We start from the raw sequence: 15,331 nt of genomic DNA on the forward strand, positions 1-15,331 counted from the left end.
GGTGGGTCGACGTTAAGCGCCGACGTACTGGGCCAGGTGCTCGCCGGTCAGGGTGGAGCGGGCGGCGACCAGGTCGGCGGGGGTGCCCTCGAACACGAGGCGGCCGCCGTCGTGGCCGGCGCCGGGGCCGAGGTCGATGATCCAGTCGGCGCGGGCCATCACGGCCAGGTGGTGCTCGATGACGATGACGGACTTGCCGGAGTCGACGAGGCGGTCGAGGAGCTTCAGCAGCTGCTCGACGTCGGCGAGGTGCAGGCCGGTCGTCGGCTCGTCCAGGACGTAGATGCCGCCCTTCTCCGCCATGTGGATGGCCAGCTTGAGCCGCTGGCGCTCGCCGCCGGAGAGGGTGGTCAGCGGCTGGCCGAGGGTGACGTAGCCGAGGCCGACGTCGGCCATGCGGTGCAGGATGGCGTGGGCGGCGGCCGACTTCGCGTGGCCGGCGGCGAAGAACGCCTCCGCCTCCGTCACCGACATCGACAGGACCTCGCTGATGTCCTTGCCGCCCAGCTTGTATTCGAGGACGGCGGCCTGGAAGCGCTTGCCCTCGCACTCCTCGCAGACGGTGGCTACGCCCGCCATCATGGCCAGGTCGGTGTAGATGACGCCGTTGCCGTTGCAGTTGGGGCAGGCGCCCGCCGAGTTGGCGCTGAAGAGGGCCGGCTTCACCTTGTTGGCCTTGGCGAAGGCGGCACGGATCGGGTCGAGCAGGCCGGTATACGTGGCGGGGTTGCTGCGCCGGGAGCCGCGGATCGCGGTCTGGTCGACGGAGACGACGCCCGCGCCCTTGGGCACCGAGCCGTGGATGAGAGAGCTCTTGCCCGACCCCGCGACGCCGGTGACGACCACCAGCACGCCGAGCGGCACGTCGACGCTCACGTCCTGGAGGTTGTGCCGGGACGCGTTGCGGATCGGCAGGGCACCCGTCGCCTTGCGCGGGTCGGCCTTGAGCACCGCCCGGTAGTCGAGGTGGCGGCCGGTGAGCGTGTCACTGGCCCGCAGGTCCGCCACGGTGCCCTCGAAGCAGATCGTGCCGCCGGCGCCGCCCGCGCCCGGGCCGAGGTCGACGACGTGGTCGGCGATCGCGATCGTCTCGGGCTTGTGCTCGACGACGAGGACCGTGTTGCCCTTGTCGCGCAGGCGCTGCAGCAGCCCGTTCATCCGCTGGATGTCGTGCGGGTGCAGCCCGACGGTCGGCTCGTCGAAGATGTACGACACGTCGGTGAGGCTCGACCCGAGGTGCCGGATCATCTTGGTGCGCTGCGCCTCACCGCCGGACAGCGTGCCCGACGGCCGGTCCAGCGACAGATAGCCCAGGCCGATCTCCACGAATGAGTCCAGCGTCTGCTGCAGGGTCGTCAGCAGCGGCGCGACCGCGGGGTCCTTGAGGCCGCGGACCCAGTCGGAGAGGTCGCTGATCTGCATCGCGCACGCGTCGGCGATGTTGATGCCGTCGATGCGCGACTCCAGCGCCGCCTTGTTGAGCCGGGTGCCGTTGCACTCGGGGCAGGCAGTGAACGTGACCGCCCGCTCCACGAACGCGCGCAGGTGCGGCTGCAGCGCCTCCTTGTCCTTCTGCAGGAACCCCTTCTGGACCTTGGGGATGAGCCCCTCATAGGTCATGTTGATGCTCTCGATCTTGACCTTCACCGGCTCCTTGTACAGGAAGTCGTGCAGCTCCTGCTCGGTGTAGTCGCGGATGGGCTTGTCGGCGTCGACGAAGCCGGACGCGGTGAAGATCCGCACGAGCCAGCCGTCGACGCTGTAACCCGGGATGGTGATCGCGCCCTCGCTCAGCGACTTGTCCCGGTCGAACAGCTCGTCGAGGTCGATGTCGTTGGCGGTGCCCATGCCCTCGCAGCGGGGGCACGCGCCGGCGGGCACGTTGAAGCTGTAGTGGAACGACGGCCCGGCGCTCGGCACGCCGAGGCGGCTGAACACGATCCGCAGCATGGCATTCGCGTCGGTCGCGGTGCCGACCGTGGAACGGGAGTTGGCACCCATCCGCTCCTGGTCGACGATGATCGCCGTGGTGAGCCCTTCGAGCAGGTCGACGTCGGGCCGGCCCTGGCTCGGCATGAAGCCCTGGACGAACGCGCTGTAGGTCTCGTTGATGAGCCGCTGCGACTCCGCGGCGATCGTGCCGAACACCAGCGAGCTCTTGCCCGATCCCGACACCCCGGTGAACACCGTCAGGCGGCGCTTCGGGATGTCGACGCTGACGTCCTTCAGGTTGTTTTCCCTGGCCCCGTGGACCTTGATCAGGTCATGACTGTCTGCCACATGCACCGGGCCACCATAGCCGGACCCCCCGACATTTTCGGCCGCTACATTGCGCTGATGACACGTTGGGAGAAGTTCGACGTTGCGTACGCGGTGTTGCCGCCGAGCCCCTTCGAGGAGTTCGACGTCGAGTTCGATGCGGCTCTGGTACGGCGCGGCGACGTCCACGCCGACGGCGACTTCACCGGCGGCGACCTGTACAGGATGGCCGGCGTCGGCAGCACGGACGAGCTGACGGCGTTCGTGATCGACGGCGACCTCACCGTCGGCGGCACGCTGGACCTCGACGAGGGCGCCCCCGAGACGTTCGCCCTCATGGTCACCGGCACGCTGCGGGCGGCCGTCGTCAGCGTCGACGCCACGATGCTGTACGTCTACGGCGGCGCCGTCGTGAGCCGCCTGATCCACTTCGCGACGACCGACGGCACGCTGTCGATCGGCGGCACCACCGACTGCCCCCTCACCATCTACGACGACGGCAACCTCGAGGTCGACAGCACCGGCCACGTCCTCAACCGCCGCTTCGGCGAGACCTCGCCGGACCTCGTCGACGGCCTGGTCCGCGACGACGGCTGGGTCGACGACCGGCTCGCCCTCGCCTGGGCCCGCGACGGCAAGCCGCTCCTGCGGCGGTAGGTTCACAGGTCGCGACGGTGGAAGGCGAGGGCGGACAGCGCCAGGACGACGGCGGTCCAGATCGCGGCCCAGGCGACGTACGCGGGGGTCAGGCCGGTCTGGCTGAGGAACGGATGGCCTTCGAACGCCTCGCTGAACTGGCTGAGCAGGGTCGGGTCCTGGAAGGCGTGCATCGCGCCGCGCCACAGGCCGTCGGTCGGCAGGAGCATCTTGGACACGGTGCCGACCTGGGCGAGGCTCGCGTTGCCGAGGACCTCGCCGACGACGCCGACGACGCCCGCGATCCAGGTGGCGCCGAAGAGGCCGACGGAGACGATGCCGGAGGCCATCGGTGAGATCACGGTCGACAGCAGCAGGCCGAGGGTGAGCAGCACCGCGGTCTGGCCGGCGAGCAGTGCCAGCCCCAGGAACGGCTGCGGCGGCCAGTACCCGACCGTGGCCCGGACGATGAGCAGCTGCGCGAGGCCGGCGACGGCGACGAAGCCGCTGCCGAACGCGACCAGGCCCAGCCACTTGCCCACCAGGACCGCGGAGCGGCGGACCGGGCGGGTCATCATGGCCAGGGCGATCCCCGACTCGATCTCGCCGGCGAGGGTGGGGCCGGCGAGGAACGCGGTGCCGAGCGCCGAGATGAGGCTCAGCCCGAACATGACGAGGTTGAGCACGGTCGCCGCGGCCAGCCGGGACTCGCCGCTGGTGAGGCCGCCGAACGTGGCGTCGATGCGGGTGAAGCCCCAGGTGCTGAGCCCGAGCAGCAGGACGGTCAGCACGGCCAGGGACCGCAGCACCTTGCGCCGCGACGCCTCCTGCAGCGTGAGCGAGGCGATCGTCAGGACGGTCATCGATCCTCCGTCGAGGCGCGCAGGATGTCCAGGAGGCGTTCCTCCAGCGTGATCCGGGCCGGCTCGACCGCGTGCACGCGCACGCCGAGGCCGACCAGGTCGCGGACCAGGTCGGGGATCAGCGAATCGGCCGGATCCGCCGGCAGCGCGACGGTGAACTGGTCGCCGGCGGAGGTCACCGCGCCGGCCGCGGCGAGCCGGGCCGAGGCCGCCGGGGACACACCGTCCAGGCGCAGGTGCAGGGACCGCCGGCCGAGCAGTTCGGGCAGCGTACCGGCGGCGGCGACCCGGCCCTTGTCCAGGATGACCACCCGGTCGCAGACGCGCTCGACCTCGCCGATGAGGTGCGAGTTGAGCAGCACGGCCACCCCGCGCTCCTTCAACGCCAGCAGCAGGTCCCTGACGTCGGCGCGGCCGAGCGGGTCGAGGGCGCTCGTCGGCTCGTCGAGCACGACGAGGTCGGGCCCGGCGACCAGGGCGACCGCCAGGCCGAGCCGCTGCTGCATGCCCTTGGAGAAGCCGCCGACCCGGTCGCCGGCGCGGTCCGCGAGCCCGACCATGGCCAGGCACTCGCGCCGATCGTCAGCGGACACCGTGGCGCGGGCGAGCTTCACGTGCAGGTCGAGGACCTCGGCCGCGGTCAGCCAGGGCTGGTACCGGAAGAGCTCGGGCAGGTAGCCGACCCTGGCCCGGGCCGCCGGGTCCCGCGCCGGGCGGCCCAGCAGCAGCGCCTCGCCAGCGTCCGGCCGGACGAGCCCCAGCAGGATCTTGATGGCGGTGGTCTTGCCGGCGCCGTTCGGGCCGAGAAGCCCCAGGACCTCGCCCCGCCCGACGGTGAAGGAGACGTCGGCGAGCGCGGTCTGCCGCCGGTACCGCTTGCGCAACCCGGAACACCACACGGCCGGCGACGCGTTCACCGGTCCCACCGCAGCCCGCGCGCCACCGACAACACCTCGTCGGCGGACAGTGACCCGGCGACCGCGGTGACCACGCCGTCGTCGACCCACACCACGCCGGACATGACGCCGTCGCGGGTCGTGAGGACGGTCGCCGGCGTCCCGCCGACGTCGGTCGCGGTCGCCTGCTGCCCGGAGCGGACGATCATCGGCAGGGTGGTGCCGCTGCCGGAGAACGCGCGCAGCTGCGCGGCGACCGACTCCGGCAGGCCCGGCAGCGACAGCAGGTAGTCGCGGGCGGTGTCGAACGGGACGCCGGAGGAGTACGCGACCGGCGCGACGACCCGGGCCACGATCATGGCCGGGGCGCTGCGCCCGCCGCCCTGCCAGACGAGGGCGAGGCCGGGCCCGGCGCTCAGCCGGAACTGGCTGCCGTCCAGGCCGGGCGGCGGCGGGGGCAGCGTCGCGCCGGCCGCCGCGGCCGTCCGCGCGGCCTTCTCCACCGAGAACGTGAACACCGCGTTCGCCTGGTCGCCGACCTGGAACGTCGGGTCGCCGGTCACGCCGCGCGGCAGCCTGCCGGTCCGCGGCACGGACAGGCCCGTGATCGCCGCGGCCGCGGCGGCGTCGCCGACCTTCCGGACGTTCGGGCCGTTGGTGACCTTCACGTCGCCGTACGCGGCCAGGTCGGGCATCGTGACCAGGTCCGCCTGAGTGACGGTGATCGGGACGATCCGGTCGGTCCGGAAGATCTGCAGCCAGTCCGCGGCGGCCGCGGCGCTCGCGCCGGTGAGCAGCGCGACGGCGGCGACGGCCGCGACGACCGGGCTGCGCAGCGCCGCCCGCCACCGGGTGCCGCGGGCGGCGGCCGGCACCCGGCGTGGTTCGCCGGCGGCGGTCAGGCGGCGCCAGCCGGCGTCGACGTCCGGGTCGGTGCCGACGTGCAGCGCCGCGCCCGCGAACGCCGCGTCCTCCCCGGCGGCGGCGAGCCCGGACAGGCACACCGGGCAGCCGGCGACGTGCTCACGATCGGTGTCGGCGACGCCTTCCGGCTCGTCCAGCAGCCGGCGCAGCGTGCCGTCATTCGGATGGCGCATGACGGTTCAACTCCTTGCGTAGAGCGGACTCGGCGCGGCGCACGATCGTGCCGACGCTGCCGGGGGAGAGGTCGAGGGCGGCGGCCACCTCCGCGTAGCTGAGGCCGCTGTGCCGCAGGACCAGGGCGACGGCCTGCCGGCGGGGCAGCCCGGCGAGCGCGGCGCGGACCCGGCGGTGCTCGTCGCGCGCGACGACCGCGTCGGCGACGTCGGGGGCGACGGTGTCGGCGCCGCCGGCCGCCTCCTCCCGGGACGCCCGGCGCCGCCCGGACCGCAGCTGGTTGAGGGCGGTGTGCGCCGCGGCGACCGACAGCCAGCCGGGTGCTTCCGCCGCCGGTACCGACGAGCGACCGAACGACAGGAACACCTCCTGCGCCACGTCCTCTGCCTGGTCCCGGGATCCGAGGACCCGGGCGGCGACGGCCACGACGCGGGGATACGAGGCTCGGAACACCTGCTCGAGGTCGGTCCGCACGGCGTCCTTCCGTTCGGCCGGCCGGGCCGCGGCGACGGGCCAGACCAGCCTGACTTCTTCCTGCACACATATTGAGCACCGCCGGGCCCGCGGATGTGACACCGTTGCGCGGGTGTTCGACGACATGGTGTGGGACTCGGTGCGGCTCCTCGACGCGGACCACGGCGCGGACGACGACCGGCCACGCGACTGGTTCGCGGTGCTGCTCGCGTTCGGGCGGCAGTTCGACGGGGCGATCACGCACTTCCGCGACATCGACCTGTTGCGGCGGCGGCGGTTCGTGTACGGGTTCCCGCTCGACCGGCACCCTGACTACGCGCGGCGGCGCGGGTACTTCGACGGGTTGACGGAGTTCACGGCGCTGCGCACGGTCGTCGACGAGGCCGACTTCGAGTCGGAGCTGGAGGACGGCTACGTCGAGCCGCCGCTGCTGTACTGCGACGCCGGCACCGCCCTGTGGCGCCGGCTGGTCGACGCCGGCGAGCTGACCGGCGCCGACGCGGTCCCACCACGGCCGGTGCTCCTGGTCGACGCCGTCCTGGCCGTCGCCGAGGCCGCCGAGCGCGCCGGTGACGTGCGGCTCATCGCACTCTGGTACACCCTGGGCCCACACATCCTCGTCGGCGGCGAGGTGACCGCGGAGGTCGCCGACCAGGTGCGGCGGCTGCGGGAGCTCGTGGCGCGGACGGAGGCGATGTCGGTGCCGCTGCCCGACGGGCACCGCCCGACCGACGAGCAGGTGCTCGCGATGGACGACGAGGCCGCGACGTGGTGGTACCTCTCGGTCACGGCGTAGATGACCACCAGGTGGCCGGGGACGTCACCGTGAAGCCGAGCGACTCGTACAAGGGGCGGCCCAGGCGCGACGCGGTCAGCGTGACCGGCACCCCGGTGAGGTGGGCGAGGGAGCCGAGCATGACGGCCCGCCCCACGCCGCGGGAGCGGAACTTCGGCGGGGTCCCGACCCAGTAGTGGCTGCCGAGCCCGTCGTCCAGGACGGTGACGCACGCGCCAGCGACCTCCCCGTCGAGCCGCGCGACGAAGACGTCCACCCCGGACTGTTCGATCAAGGCATTCGGGAAGAGTTCGCCGCTTTTGTACGGCGTGAACCGGCTGAGCTCGAAGCCGTCGATCACGGCACGCTCGGCCGACTGGAGATCCACGTCTGCGCGGACTCGGATGACGTCCATCGCCGGCACGCCCACGGGCCCCGGCCCGCGCAGCATGACGGGCATCTGCCAGTTGCGCATACCGAGGTGGGTGAGGTCCGTCGCGCTGAACGGGTCCTCGACGTCCACCGGCCCGGGTGCCTGAGCCGCCAGGTCCGTGATCTCGGCGACCTCCGCGGTGTCGAGCCCGGCCCGCTGGATCAGCACCCGCACCCCCGCCCGCGCGTCGCCCACGACGGCGAGGTACCCGGGGCGGCGGACCACCTCGTGCCCGCGGGCCCGGCCGGTCGCGGCCCAGAAGGCGGCGGAGTTGCGCGCCTGCCGCAGCGGCGCCTCCTCGATCGTCGTCATGGTCCCCATCCTTGCCGAATCTTCACGGTTCCGGCGCCCCGCCCCCACCGGCCGCCGCTACCGTCGCGCTGGTGCCCCTGACGTTCCCCACCCACCCCGCCGCCGTGCTGCCGTTGAAGGTGTGGCGGCCGCGCTGGTTCGACGGGGTCGCGCTCGTCACCGGGTCGGTGGCGCCGGACCTCGCGTACGTGCTGGACGGCTCCGGGCTGCCGGTCTGGCCCCTGTCGCACCAGCTGCCCGGGCTCGTCGCGTGGTGCCTGCCGGTCGCCGTGGCGGTCGGGTGGCTGATCCGGCGGGCGGCGCCGGCGCTCGCCGCGCACCTGCCGGGGTCCGGCGACTACGGGGTGCTCTTGTCGCACCGGCCGGCGTGGCCGGTCACCGTGACGTCTGCGCTGCTCGGCGCGGCGAGCCATCTGGCCCTCGACCGGCTCGAGCTCGCGGTCCCCTGGTCGGAGTACGTCATGCACGTGCTGGGCGTTTTGGTTCTGGCCGCGACAGCCGTGCGGATCCGCCGCGGCCGGCTGCTGCGGCGCTGGCACGGCGACCCGCCACCGCGCCGTCGGCGACCGCTGCCGTTCTGGACGGTGGCCTGCGCGGTGGCGCTGCCGCTGGCCGCGCTCACGCCGTTCCTGCCCGGGGCGTCGCTGGCGCACACGACCGGCGCCAGGCTGCTCTGCGCCGCGGGCGCGGGTCTGCTCGCCGCGTCGTGGGCGGTATCGTCGCGATCATGACGGCTGTGCAGGGGTTCCTGGTGCCCGGCGAGGACTCCCTCGAATGGTGGTGGCGGCTGCGGGCGCAGCACCGCGGGACCGGGCTGTGGCCGGTGCTGATGACACCGGAGACGCCCGAGGAGCTGACTCCGTTCCGGATTCGGACGCCGGAGGAGGAGTCGGCCCTGCGGTACGACGGCGCGGCGCTGCTCGCGGAGTGGTTCGAGGGGCGGCTCGCCCGGTACGGCGGCGACTACGCCGACACGCTCCGCGCCGAGCTGCGCGGTGAAGGTGAATGGCGGCCGCGGCCGGAGCTGCCGGGGTTCGGCGTCTCCGAGTACGCCGAGGAGGTGTTCGTCGCGCTGGTGCCCGTCGCGGCGCCGTGGCAGGTGCCGCTCGCGCTGCACTGCGGCGGGTGGAACGAGTACCCGACGCCGGCGGAGCACGCGGCGATCCTGAAGCACTTCCACGCCGCGTACGGCGCCGAGCTCGTCGCGATGACCGACACGACCGCCGAGTTCACCGTGAAGTGGCCGCCGCGGGACCGGGCCGGCGCGCTGCGGCTCGCCGCGGAGTACCGGGTGTACAACGACGGCGAGTACGACTACTACGGCGCGGACACGCTGACCGACCTGGCCGTCAGCCTCAGCCACGCGTCGGTGTGGCGCGCCTGGTGGGACTGAGCCCGGCTACGCCGACCTGGCCATCAGCCTCAGCCACGCGACGGTGTGGCGCGCCTGGTGGGACTGAGCCCGGCTACGCGGTCAGGACGACCCGGCCGACCTGGCCGCCGGTCTCCAGCTCGCGCAGCGCGGCCGGGGCCTCCGCCAGCGGGAACGTCGCCGCGACGTACGGGCGCAACCGGCCCTCGGCGGCGGACCCGAACAGTCCACTGAGGATGGTGCCGGCCCACGCCGGGTCGGGCGGGCCCGCGGCGAACAGGTCGGCGGTGGTGGCCCGGCGCCCGGGCGACGCCGCGGCCCACGCGTCGAACTGGGCGGTCAGCGCGGCCTGCCGGTCCGCGGGGTCACCGGTCGCGTCGCGGGTGAAGTTGTGCCCGTACGACACCAGGATCCCGGCGGCGCCGAGCTGGTCCCACGACTCCGCCAGGTTCGGCCCGCCGATCGAGTCGAACACCGCGTCGACGCCGTCCGGCGCGAGCTGCCGCACCCGGGCGGAGACGTCCTCGGTCCAGTGGTCGACCGGCTCGAATTCCAGGTCCGTGGTCTCGGCGAGCTGGCGGGTGCTCGACACGCCGATGACCCGCACACCGGCCTGCCGCGCGAGCTGGACGAGCGTCGTGCCGACCCAGCCCGGCGCGCCCGGCACCACGACCACCTGACCGGGCTGGACGTGGGCCACGTCATGCAGCATGTACCGGGCGAGCAGGCCGGGATACGCGAGCGCCACCGCATCGACGGCGCCGAGCGTCTCCGGCAGGGGCGTGAGCGCGCCGGCGTCGAAGGTCACGTGGGTGGCCCAGGCGCCGCCCGGCACGACGGCGGCGACGCGCCGGCCGACGAGCCGCGGGTCGGCCGCGTCGCCGGTCGCGGTGACGACGCCGGCCAGGTCGCGGCCCGGCACCATCGGGTACGCGCGGCGGTCCAGGCAGGTGCCGCGCCGCATCAGCATGTCGTCGAAGGACATGCCGCTCGCCTCGACCTCGACGAGCACCTCGTGCGGCGCCGGCACGGGCACCGGCCTCCGGCGCACGACCATGCCTTCGGGCTCGACGGGACCCGGCAGGACGATCTCGACGGCGGGCACGCCGGCCACCGTACGCGACCCTCGCCGCCCCGGAAAGGCACCTCGAGCGGTCCTCGAGCGGTTCTGGAGCGGTGCCGCCGCGCTGTACTGGTACAGCGGCGGCGGGAAATTCCGGGCTTCCCGGTTTCCGGTGCGGCCCGTGCGGTAAACCGAGGAGTATGGCTGACGGATACTCGTTCGTCGTGGTGGCGAACCGGCTACCCGTCGACCGCACCACCGACGAGCACGGCGAGACCCAGTGGACGCGCAGCCCCGGCGGGCTGGTGAGCGCCCTCGAGCCGATCGTGCGCAGCTCCGGCGGCGCATGGGTCGGCTGGACCGGCGCCACCGACGACGACACCGCGCCCGTCCAGATCGACGGCATCCAGCTGCGCCCGGTGCCGCTGAGCGCGGAGGACGTCGACCGCTACTACGAGGGCCAGTCCAACTCGACGGTCTGGCCGCTGTTCCACGACCTCGTGGAGCAGCCGGTGCACCGCCGGGACTGGCGGGAGTCGTACGAGGAGGTCAACCGGCGCTTCGCGCACGCCGCGGCGGACGTCGCGGCCGAGGGTGCGAGCGTGTGGGTGCACGACTACCAGCTGCTGCTCGTGCCGGCGATGCTGCGGCGACTGCGTCCGGACCTGCGGATCGGGTTCTTCCTGCACATCCCGTTTCCGCCGGTGGAGCTCTTCATGCAGCTGCCGCGGCGGGCCGAGCTGCTGCGCGGCCTGCTGGGTGCCGACCTGGTCGGATTTCAGCGCCCCCTCGCCGCGCAGAACTTCCTGCAGCTCACCGACCGGCTCCTCGGCCTCCACCCGTCCGGTGACTCCGTGGTGTACGAGGACCGCACCGTCGTGGCACGCGCGTTTCCCATCTCCATCGACATCACGGAGATCGACCGGCTCGCCGCGTCGCCCGACGTGCAGGAGGCGGCCGGCCGGCTGCGCTCCGAGCTGGGCGGCGACCGGCGGATGCTGCTCGGCGTCGACCGCCTCGACTACACGAAGGGCATCGAGCAGCGCGTCGAGGCGTTCGGCGAGCTGCTGTCCGAGGGCGCGGTGTCCAGCGACGAGGTGGTCCTGGTCCAGGTCGCCACCCCGAGCCGCATGAGGGTCGCGCAGTACCAGCAGCTGCGCGAACGGGTCGAGCGCGAGGTCGGCCGGATCAACGGCGAGTTCGGCGAGGTCGGCACGATGCCCGTGCACTACCTCTTCCAGAACCGGTCCCGCGAGGAGCTGGTCGCCCTGTACCTTGCCACCGACGTCATGCTCGTCACCCCGCTCCGCGACGGCATGAACCTCGTCGCGAAGGAGTTCGTGGCCGCCCGCCGCGACGCCCTCGGCGCCCTGGTCCTCAGCGAGTTCACCGGCGCCGCCGCCGAGCTCGACGAGGCGTTCCTGACCAACCCGCACGACGTCGAGGACCTGAAGCGCGCCATCCTCGCCGCCCTGGCCGCCCCACCCGCCGACCGCACCACCCGCATGCGCGCCATGCGCGCCCGCATCCAGTCCCACGACGTCGACCAGTGGGCCCGCGAGTTCCTGGACGCCCTCGGCGTCCCCGTTCACCACTAGCCGGGCCGCACCCTGGGTGCTTGCACGTCGGAGTGTAACGGTTGGGGCAGCGTTGAGTCATGTGGCAGGTGCGCGCTGGACGGGGGTTTGGGGAGTTGGGAGAATGGTGGGGCAGCGCCTACCGGGGGGAGGCGGCACGTGCCACGACCCTACTTTTCTTTGTCAGCCCCAGATTCCGGGTGTTCCACGGTCCCTGGCTCGATCGACTCGCAGGCTCGGCTCGCGGCGTCGGCCGCTGCGTGGGAGCGCCGGCGTGAGGAGAAGCGCCGGGTCAGGGCGGAGTTCGCCGAGGCCCGCGCGCACGGGCTGCGGGCCCGCCACGCGGCGAAGCTGACCCGCCTGCGCAACGCCCGGGTGCTGGCCGGCGAGCCCGCGTCGCCGCCGTGGTCCGGCTCGGCTTCCGCTGGACCTGATGGTGCCGGTCGTTCGGCAGTGGTGTCCTACTTGGCAGTCATGCGGTCATGCCTGGCCGCCCGCGAGGAGGTCACCGAGGGCAGACATGGCGCGGGCGTTGCCGGCGTCGGCCGCCCGGCGGAGCCAGCGCTTCGCCTCGCCGACAGCGCCGCGGTCGCGGAGGAGCTCACCCAGACTGCACATGGCGAAGTCGTTGCCCGCCTCGGCGCCCCGGCGGAGCCAGCGCTCGGCCTCGTCGACGGCGCCACGGTCGCGGAGGAGCCCGCCGAGACTGTCCATCGCGTAGGTGCTGCCGGCCTCCGCCGCGCGGCGGAACCATGTCTCGGCCCGGCCGGCGTCACCGAGGTGAGCGAAGAGGCTGCCGAGGCGGCTCATCGCGTATTCGTCGTCGCCGGCACGCCGGTACCAGGCCTCCGCCTCGGCCGGGTCATCGCGCCCCCGGTAGAGGTCGCCGAGGTTGCAGATGGCGACGACGTAGCCAGTGCCGGCGGCACGGCGAAACCAGCTCTCGGCCCCGGCCTGGTCACCACGGTCCAGATGGAGATCGCCGAGCGTACTCATGGCGAAGGGATCACCAGCGTCAGCGGCGCGCTGATACCAGAACTCAGCCTCGACCCCGTCACCGCGCTTCCGCAACAGGTCGGCAAGCTTCACCATCGACAGCGTGCGCCCGGGATCGGCGGCAACGGCCCGCCGGTGCCACACTTCGGCCTCACCCTCGTCGGCAGGCGGCTGGTCGGCCGGCTGCTGGTCGGCAGCGGCGGCGGCACGGTCGGGTCGCAGCCAGCGGCGCCAAGAGCTTCGGCTCACACCAGCCATCGTCGCGCACCCCCGCCACCGCCAGCATCCCCGCCAACCGCCGCACTGTTGCCCCGCGCTGCCCCCGCGCTGGCCCCGCGCCGTGCCGGGCTGGCTCGAGTCCGCATCCCGACGCTGCGGCCGTCCAGCAACTGGGCGCAGCCGAGCCGAGCGCCGCACGGTTACCTCGCGCCGCCCCGAGCCGGGAGCGGCGGCACCGCGGCCGGTGTGGCGGCGCTGGCGCCGTGTGGTTGTCGCGCATGGTCCCGTGGTGCCGCGGCTGGGTGCCGGCTGCGCTGTTTTTTCTGGGTGCGGGCGTGGCGGGTGCCGTGCGGGTTTGTCGTGCGATGGACCCGGGCGGTGTTGCGGCTGGTTGTGGCGGTGCCGAGTGCTGTGCGGTTGTCGCGGGACGGGACCTGGGTCGATGCGGCGGCCCCCGCGGGGTGTGGCGATGCTGCGGCTGGGTGCGGCTGTGCCGGGCGCTGTGCGGTTGTCGCGTGACGGCCCCGGGGCCGATGTGCCGGCGCCGGCGGCCGGGTGTGGCGGTGCGGCGAATGGATGTTGCTGTGCCGAGCGCGGCAACGGTTGTCGTGTGACGGAGCCGGGGTGGTGCGGTGGTGCTGTAGCTGGGTGTGGCAGTGGGTGGGGTGTCGTCTGGAGGCGCGGGCGTCAGCGGTTCTGGGGGACTGGGGCGGTGGTGTGGTTGGCGGGTTGGGGGTGGCGGAACTCGTTGGCGAGTTCGCTGAGGGTGGTGTTCGTCCAGCGGACCGCGGCGAGGTAGAAGGACGCCAGCGCGGCGGGGTCGTCTGTGGGGGCCGGCGGGGCGGCTCCGGCCGGGTGAGCGGACTCGGCAGGTTCGGCCGTGGGACCGGCGTTCCCAGCTGTGCCTGCGCTTCCAGCACGGCCGGCGCTTTCAGCTGGGTCATGGAGTCCGGGTCCAACAGGTTCAGCAGGTTCGGCTCGTCCGGCAGGTCTGGCAGCTCCAACGAGTCTCTCGGAGGCGGCAGGTCCAGAGAGCTCGACGGGTCCGGCACCCCCGGTGAGTTCGGCAATCCCGGCGGGTCGGGCATTCACGGCGGGTTCGGCGATCTCGGTGGGTTCGGTGCTTCCAGTGAGTCCGTAGTGGCCGGACATGCCTGACGCGTTGGACAGGCCGGAGGGGGAGGGGGTGGGGGTTGTGTAGGCGCGGACGGTGGTGAGGACCTGGCCCAGGGGGCCAGCGCCGGTGAGGAGGGCGGCGGTGAGGGATGGGTCGAGGGGGACGCCGTTGAGGATGCGGGTGGTGGGTTCGTTGAACAGGTCGGCGACGGCGGACAGGAGGCCGCCGATGTACGCGGGTTCGCCGGGGAGGGAGGCGGCCTCGGCGAGGAGCTGGCAGCAGCGGGCGCGGATCAGTAGGTGGCTCAGCTGTTCGGGGTCGGCCTCGGTGATGTCGGCGACGACCATCAGGGTGACCCACTGGCGCAGGCGGGTCAGGCCGAGGGCCACGACGGCGTCGCGGATGGAGGAGACGGTGCGGTTGAGGCCGAAGGAGGCGGCGTTGGTGGCTCGGAGCAGGCGCAGGCTGAGGCTGGCGTCCTGGCCGATGAGGGGGACGAGCGAGTCGACGTCGACGTCGTCGGTGCTGAGGGCGGCCATGATGCGCAGGCGGGTGAGGCGGGACGGGGCGAGCGCGACGGTGGAGCTGACGTGCGGGCGGCCCAGGACGTGGCCCTGGAAGAACTCGAAGCCCAGGGACATCGCCAGGTCGAGGGCCTCTGGGGTTTCGAGGCGTTCGGCGATGAGCTGCAGGTGGGCGTGCAGGCGGCAGTTGACGACGGTCGCGCGGATGGTGGCCTCGTCGGTGTCCAGCATGTCGATCTTCACGTAGGTGGCGACGTCGAGGAGGCGTTCGTGGCTGGTGCCGAAGACGAAGTCGTCGAGGGCGATGGTGTAGCCCTGCTCGTGCAGGGCGGTGACGCCGGCCAGGACCTCCTCGTCGACGTCGGTGGTCTCGAGCACCTCGAGGACGGCCTGGCTGCAGTCGAACGGCAGCGGCAGATGGCCGGTGAGGAAGTCCCGGGTCAGGTTGATGAAGCAGACCTGCCCGCCGGAGACCTCGTCGAGGCCGAACTCCGTGAACGCCGCGACCAGCACTCTGGCGGTGGCGTGCGCGTCGCGGCGGGCGGCGGTCGCGGCGGTCGCGCCGGCGCGGAACAGCAGCTCGTGCGCGACCACGGCACCGTCGCGGTCGTAGATCGGCTGCCGGCCGACGTGGACCACATGCTGCTCGTCGTCAGGCTGGCTCACCCCGTCATCTTCGCCCGGAAATCCCCCTGACTACCGCAAAACGGAGGAATA

At 73.1% G+C, this 15,331-nt stretch carries 14 protein-coding genes; 5 read left to right on the top strand and 9 right to left on the bottom strand.

Annotated features, from left to right (window positions below; all coding sequences use genetic code 11):
• Nucleotides 1-12 precede the first annotated feature (12 nt).
• Nucleotides 13-2,286, bottom strand: a complete 2,274-nt coding sequence (locus AB0J72_RS44780; protein WP_363411426.1) for an excinuclease ABC subunit UvrA — start codon at nt 2,284-2,286, stop codon at nt 13-15.
• Between the two features lie 51 nt (nt 2,287-2,337).
• Between AB0J72_RS44780 and AB0J72_RS44785 the strand changes: the two genes are divergently transcribed.
• Nucleotides 2,338-2,916, top strand: coding sequence for a hypothetical protein (locus AB0J72_RS44785; protein ID WP_363411428.1), 579 nt, complete (start codon nt 2,338-2,340; stop codon nt 2,914-2,916).
• A gap of 2 nt (nt 2,917-2,918) precedes the next feature.
• On the opposite strand, the gene AB0J72_RS44790 is transcribed toward AB0J72_RS44785, so the two are convergent.
• From AB0J72_RS44790 to AB0J72_RS44805, 4 genes are read right to left on the bottom strand one after another with little or no spacing between them, the layout of a single operon-like run.
• Nucleotides 2,919-3,758 (bottom strand): ABC transporter permease, encoded by an 840-nt coding sequence (locus AB0J72_RS44790; RefSeq protein ID WP_363411430.1) that lies wholly within the window; start codon nt 3,756-3,758, stop codon nt 2,919-2,921.
• Entirely contained in the window at nt 3,755-4,642 is an 888-nt protein-coding gene (locus AB0J72_RS44795) for an ABC transporter ATP-binding protein (protein ID WP_363411432.1), read from the bottom strand. The genes AB0J72_RS44790 and AB0J72_RS44795 overlap by 4 nt, the downstream gene beginning before the upstream one ends.
• A gap of 29 nt (nt 4,643-4,671) precedes the next feature.
• Complete coding sequence (locus AB0J72_RS44800) at nt 4,672-5,751, bottom strand: hypothetical protein (protein WP_363411434.1); 1,080 nt, start codon at nt 5,749-5,751, stop codon at nt 4,672-4,674.
• Nucleotides 5,735-6,292 carry a sigma-70 family RNA polymerase sigma factor gene (locus AB0J72_RS44805; RefSeq protein ID WP_363411436.1) on the bottom strand — a complete coding sequence of 186 codons (558 nt, stop codon included), beginning with the start codon at nt 6,290-6,292 and terminating at the stop codon, nt 5,735-5,737. Before AB0J72_RS44805 ends, AB0J72_RS44800 begins: the two co-directional genes overlap by 17 nt.
• Before the next feature lie 46 nt (nt 6,293-6,338).
• Here AB0J72_RS44805 and AB0J72_RS44810 point away from each other — a divergent pair, with 46 nt between their 5' ends.
• Nucleotides 6,339-7,022: a hypothetical protein gene (locus tag AB0J72_RS44810; protein WP_363411438.1), complete on the top strand. Its 684-nt coding sequence runs from the start codon at nt 6,339-6,341 to the stop codon at nt 7,020-7,022.
• Here AB0J72_RS44810 and AB0J72_RS44815 read toward each other — a convergent pair.
• Nucleotides 7,012-7,746: a GNAT family N-acetyltransferase gene (locus tag AB0J72_RS44815; protein WP_363411440.1), complete on the bottom strand. Its 735-nt coding sequence runs from the start codon at nt 7,744-7,746 to the stop codon at nt 7,012-7,014. The two genes, AB0J72_RS44810 and AB0J72_RS44815, sit on opposite strands and share 11 nt — an antisense overlap.
• 71 nt (nt 7,747-7,817) lie before the next feature.
• On the opposite strand from AB0J72_RS44815, the gene AB0J72_RS44820 reads away from it, so the two are divergent.
• A complete protein-coding gene (locus AB0J72_RS44820) occupies nt 7,818-8,477 on the top strand; it encodes a DUF4184 family protein (protein WP_363411442.1) in 660 nt (219 codons plus the stop codon).
• Nucleotides 8,474-9,139, top strand: coding sequence for a DUF4253 domain-containing protein (locus AB0J72_RS44825; RefSeq protein WP_363411444.1), 666 nt, complete (start codon nt 8,474-8,476; stop codon nt 9,137-9,139). The genes AB0J72_RS44820 and AB0J72_RS44825 overlap by 4 nt, the downstream gene beginning before the upstream one ends.
• A 73-nt stretch (nt 9,140-9,212) precedes the next feature.
• Here AB0J72_RS44825 and AB0J72_RS44830 read toward each other — a convergent pair whose 3' ends face one another.
• Nucleotides 9,213-10,223 (bottom strand): zinc-binding dehydrogenase, encoded by a 1,011-nt coding sequence (locus tag AB0J72_RS44830; protein ID WP_363411446.1) that lies wholly within the window; start codon nt 10,221-10,223, stop codon nt 9,213-9,215.
• 158 nt (nt 10,224-10,381) lie between these two features.
• On the opposite strand from AB0J72_RS44830, the gene AB0J72_RS44835 reads away from it, so the two are divergent.
• Nucleotides 10,382-11,779 carry a trehalose-6-phosphate synthase gene (locus AB0J72_RS44835; RefSeq protein WP_363411448.1) on the top strand — a complete coding sequence of 466 codons (1,398 nt, stop codon included), beginning with the start codon at nt 10,382-10,384 and terminating at the stop codon, nt 11,777-11,779.
• Nucleotides 11,780-12,238: 459 nt separating this feature from the next.
• On the opposite strand, the gene AB0J72_RS44840 is transcribed toward AB0J72_RS44835, so the two are convergent.
• Both AB0J72_RS44840 and AB0J72_RS44845 read right to left on the bottom strand, forming a co-directional pair.
• On the bottom strand, nt 12,239-13,012 hold the full coding sequence (locus AB0J72_RS44840) for a tetratricopeptide repeat protein (protein WP_363411450.1): 774 nt from the start codon (nt 13,010-13,012) through the stop codon (nt 12,239-12,241).
• Nucleotides 13,013-13,660: 648 nt separating this feature from the next.
• Complete coding sequence (locus tag AB0J72_RS44845; RefSeq protein ID WP_363411452.1) at nt 13,661-15,280, bottom strand: HDOD domain-containing protein; 1,620 nt, start codon at nt 15,278-15,280, stop codon at nt 13,661-13,663.
• Between the last annotated feature and the right edge of the window lie 51 nt (nt 15,281-15,331).

This window comes from Dactylosporangium sp. NPDC049742 (assembly GCF_040674675.1).
GTDB classification, from domain to species: Bacteria; Actinomycetota; Actinomycetes; order Mycobacteriales; family Micromonosporaceae; genus Dactylosporangium; species Dactylosporangium maewongense.

Excerpts from the sequence above, each read along its gene's own strand:
- AB0J72_RS44785 (WP_363411428.1), top strand. The coding sequence starts at position 2,338 with ATGACACGTTGGGAGAAGTTCGACGTTGCGTACGCGGTGTTGCCGCCG.
- AB0J72_RS44790 (WP_363411430.1), bottom strand. The coding sequence starts at position 3,758 with ATGACCGTCCTGACGATCGCCTCGCTCACGCTGCAGGAGGCGTCGCGG.
- AB0J72_RS44800 (WP_363411434.1), bottom strand. The coding sequence starts at position 5,751 with ATGCGCCATCCGAATGACGGCACGCTGCGCCGGCTGCTGGACGAGCCG.
- AB0J72_RS44815 (WP_363411440.1), bottom strand. The coding sequence starts at position 7,746 with ATGACGACGATCGAGGAGGCGCCGCTGCGGCAGGCGCGCAACTCCGCC.
- AB0J72_RS44825 (WP_363411444.1), top strand. The coding sequence starts at position 8,474 with ATGACGGCTGTGCAGGGGTTCCTGGTGCCCGGCGAGGACTCCCTCGAA.
- AB0J72_RS44835 (WP_363411448.1), top strand. The coding sequence starts at position 10,382 with ATGGCTGACGGATACTCGTTCGTCGTGGTGGCGAACCGGCTACCCGTC.
- AB0J72_RS44840 (WP_363411450.1), bottom strand. The coding sequence starts at position 13,012 with ATGGCTGGTGTGAGCCGAAGCTCTTGGCGCCGCTGGCTGCGACCCGAC.